Origin of the sequence: Curtobacterium sp. B8, from assembly GCF_000333315.1 — a bacterium.
GTDB lineage: Bacteria > Actinomycetota > Actinomycetes > Actinomycetales > Microbacteriaceae > Curtobacterium > Curtobacterium luteum.
The window spans coordinates 1-3,424 of record NZ_BACW01000477.1 but is presented as its reverse complement, the minus strand read 5'-3'; the positions used below and the strand labels follow the sequence as shown (position 1 = coordinate 3,424).

The 3,424-nt window shown below is 70.0% G+C and carries 2 protein-coding genes and 1 pseudogene; 1 reads left to right on the top strand and 2 read right to left on the bottom strand.

Annotated features, from left to right (window positions below; translation table 11 throughout):
* Positions 1–33: 33 nt before the first annotated feature.
* Both I59_RS12170 and I59_RS12165 read right to left on the bottom strand, forming a co-directional pair.
* Positions 34–1,416: an NAD-dependent succinate-semialdehyde dehydrogenase gene (locus I59_RS12170; protein ID WP_022904097.1), complete on the bottom strand. Its 1,383-nt coding sequence runs from the start codon at positions 1,414–1,416 to the stop codon at positions 34–36.
* On the bottom strand, positions 1,413–2,840 hold the full coding sequence (locus I59_RS12165; protein WP_022904096.1) for an APC family permease: 1,428 nt from the start codon (positions 2,838–2,840) through the stop codon (positions 1,413–1,415). Before I59_RS12165 ends, I59_RS12170 begins: the two co-directional genes overlap by 4 nt.
* Positions 2,841–3,171: 331 nt before the next feature.
* On the opposite strand from I59_RS12165, the pseudogene I59_RS19940 reads away from it, so the two are divergent.
* A pseudogene (locus I59_RS19940) lies at positions 3,172–3,424 on the top strand (hypothetical protein); the annotation flags it as partial.

Genomic DNA, 3,424 nt, shown 5'->3' with positions numbered 1-3,424 from the left:
AACCTCCCGTCCGCTGCTGGTCCGGTCGGATCGTCAGCCGATGCGGATCAGCTTCTTGTTGACGAACTCGTCGGCCCCGAAGGGGCCGAGCTCCCGGCCGAAGCCGCTGGCCTTGACGCCGCCGAAGGGCAGCTCGGGGCTGTCCGCACCGACGATGTTGACGTAGACCATGCCCGCCTCGATCCGGTCCGCCACCCGCAGCGCCTGCTCCGGATCGGTCGTGAACAGGTACGAGCCGAGGCCGAACGGGGTGTCGTTGGCGATCGCGATCGCGGCGTCCTCGTCGGCGACGCGGTGGACGGCGGCCACCGGGCCGAAGAACTCCTCGCGGTACGCGTCGTTGTCCGGGGTGACATCGGTGAGCACCGTCGGCGTGAAGGCGTTGCCGCGGCGCTCGCCACCGGTGACGACGCTGGCGCCCTGGTCGACCGCGTGGCGGAGCTGCTCCTCGAGGCGGTCCGCCGCGGTCGGGGAGGAGAGCGGACCGAGCTCGGCGCCGGAGACGCTCGGGTCGGTCGGCTCGACGGTGGACATGGCGGCGGTGAACTTCGCGAGGAAGTCGTCGTACAGGTGGTCGGCCACGAGGAAGCGCTTCGCGGCGTTGCAGACCTGGCCGTTGCCCTCGAGGCGGGTGGCGACGGCGGACTCGACCACGGCGTCGAGGTCGTCGGTCGAGAGCAGGATGAACGGGTCCGACCCACCGAGCTCGAGCACGACCTTCGTGAGGTTGCGGCCGGCGATCTCGGCCACCGCGGCACCGGCGCGGGCGGAGCCGGTCAGCGAGACGCCCTGCACCCGCGGGTCGGCGATGACGTCGGCGACCTGGTCGTTCGTGGCGAAGACGTTCGTGTACGCCCCCGCGGGGAAGCCGGCGTCGTGGAAGACCGCCTCGATCGCGAGCGCGGACTCCGGGCACTGCGGCGCGTGCTTGAGCAGTACCGTGTTGCCGATCACGAGGTTCGGGCCGGCGAACCGGGCGATCTGGTACGCGGGGAAGTTCCACGGCATGATGCCGAGCAGCACGCCGACGGACGACTTCCGGACGAACGCGCTGCCCTCGCTGCCCTCGGCCAGGGTGATCGGCTGGTCCGCGAGGAACTCCTCCGCGTGGTCGGCGTAGTAGTCGTAGATGTCGGCGCAGAAGTCGACCTCGCCGTAGGCCTGGTCGATCGGCTTCGCCATCTCGCGGACGATCGTCGTCGCGAGGGCCTCCCGGCGTTCGCGGTAGAGCTCGGCGACGCGGTGCAGGAGCGCAGCCCGCTCGGCGACGGTGCTCGACCGACCCCAGGCGGCGTGCGTGTCGTCGGCCGTGGCGATCGCCTGCCGCAGCTCGTCGTCCGTGATCGTCGGGAAGGTGGCGAGGACCTCGCCGGACGCCGGGTCGGTGACCGCGTAGGTGGTGGCGGTGTCGTTCATCGTGTCTCCTGTCCGTGCTCGTCGGTGAGCTGCTTGTTGACGCCCGTGACGGGCTGGTTCTCGTCGAAGCCCTTCGGCTGCACCCGGAAGCCCTTCGTGATGACCAACAGGTACACGAAGCCGATCGCGGCCCAGACCCCGCCGGCGATGAGCGCGTCGGCGTGCAGCTGTGACCAGAGAACACCCGTCAGGAGCATCGCGACGCCCGGCAGCACGATGTACGTGAAGCAGTCGCGGACGGTCCGGCGGCGGCCCTCACGCCACGCGAAGTGCACGATGACCGTGAGGTTGACGAAGGTGAAGGCGATGAGGGCGCCGAAGTTGATGTACGACGAGATGGTGTCGAGCGAGAACGTCATCGCGAGGAGGGTCACCGCGCCGACGATGACGATGTTCGGGATCGGCGTGCGGGTCTTCGGGCTGACGTAGCCGAAGACCTGCTTCGGCAGGACGTTGTTCCGTCCCATCACGAGCAGCATGCGGGCGACGCTCGCGTGCGAGGCCAGCCCGGATGCGAGGGCGGCGACGAACCCGGCGGCGACGAGGATCGCCTGGAACACCGGGCCGCCCACGAGCAGACCGATCTGGGGGAGCGGGTCGTCCGTGAACTCGCCGAAGGGCGCGTTGGTCGGGAAGCGGAGCTGCGCGAAGTACGCGGACACGAGGAAGATCAGTCCGCCGAGCAGGACGGTCATCAGGATCGCCTTCGGCATGATCCGGATGCTCTTGGCCTCTTCCGTGTACATCGTCACGGCGTCGAAGCCGATGAACGAGAAGCAGACGACGGTCGCACCGGTGAGGAGTGCCGTCATGGTGACGCCGTCGTGGACGAACGGCTCGGGACTCACGATCGTGCCGGCACCGGCGCCGCGGGTCAGCTCGATCACGGCGAAGACGACGAAGGCGATCATCGCGAGGATCGCGCCGACGAGCAGCACCATGTTGAGGTTGGAGGTGCCGCGCATCGACAGGCAGATCACGGTCGTGACGAACAGCGTGTAGACCACGACCGTCACCCACGCGGCCAGTGCCGGGAAGACCTGCTCGAGGTAGAGCCGGATGATGAGCGCGTTCACCATCGGCAGCAGCAGGTAGTCGAGCAGCGATGCCCATCCGACCATGAAGCCGGCGTTCGGGTGGATCGACTCCCGCACGTACGTGTAGGCCGAACCGGCGGCGGGGTAGACGCGCACCATCTTCCCGTAGCTCACCGCCGTGAGGAGCATGATCACGAGCGCGACGAGGTACGCGCTCGGCACCGCACCGTTCGTCTCGTCGGAGACGATGCCGAAGGTGTCGAACACGACGGTCGGGGTCATGTAGCCGAGGCCGAGCCCGACGATCGCCCAGAGGCCGAGGTTCCGCTTCAGGGACCCGCCCCGCGCGGTGGTGGGCGGCGCGGTGACCAGGGTGGGTGTTGCCAAGGGAGTTCCCTCCTGCTCGCGGCACTGCCGCGGGGCCGGGGCCGGGGCGACGGTGCCCCGGCCGGTGCGGGTACCGGCCGCCCGTCGGGTGGTCCGGTTCGCCGACGATACCGACGTCGAGGCACCCACCTGACTCGACGCCGAGTACACCGTGCTGACGGTGCTTGTACGTCATGTCGCTTGCTCGGAGGACGCCAGACGGTCGCTGTGAGCCGGATGGGGAGGACGCTCAGCCGTTCGGTCCCGGACGGCAGCCGGTTCCCGGACCCGGTCCCTACGCTCGCGGCCGAAGCGGACCGTTGCCGGAACGCACGGAGGACGAGGACGACCGATGGCACGCACACCCACCACACCCCGCGCACGACGTGGCGGAGCACTCCTCGCCGGGGGACTCGGCATCGGGCTCGTCGTGGGGCTCGCCGTCGGGGGGCTCGCCGTCGTCGGGCTCGGCGGCTGGAGTGCGAGCCACGCGGTGGCGGTGTCGGGCGGGCAGGCAGCGGCGACCTCCACCGCGCGGGCGCAGTCCTCGCCGCGACCCGTCCCCACGTACACACCCGTCCCGACCTCGTCCCTGGGCATCCCCG

Bases quoted from the DNA above. Each gene is read 5' to 3' on its own strand.
- I59_RS12170 (WP_022904097.1), bottom strand. From the start codon at position 1,416: ATGAACGACACCGCCACCACCTACGCGGTCACCGACCCGGCGTCCGGC.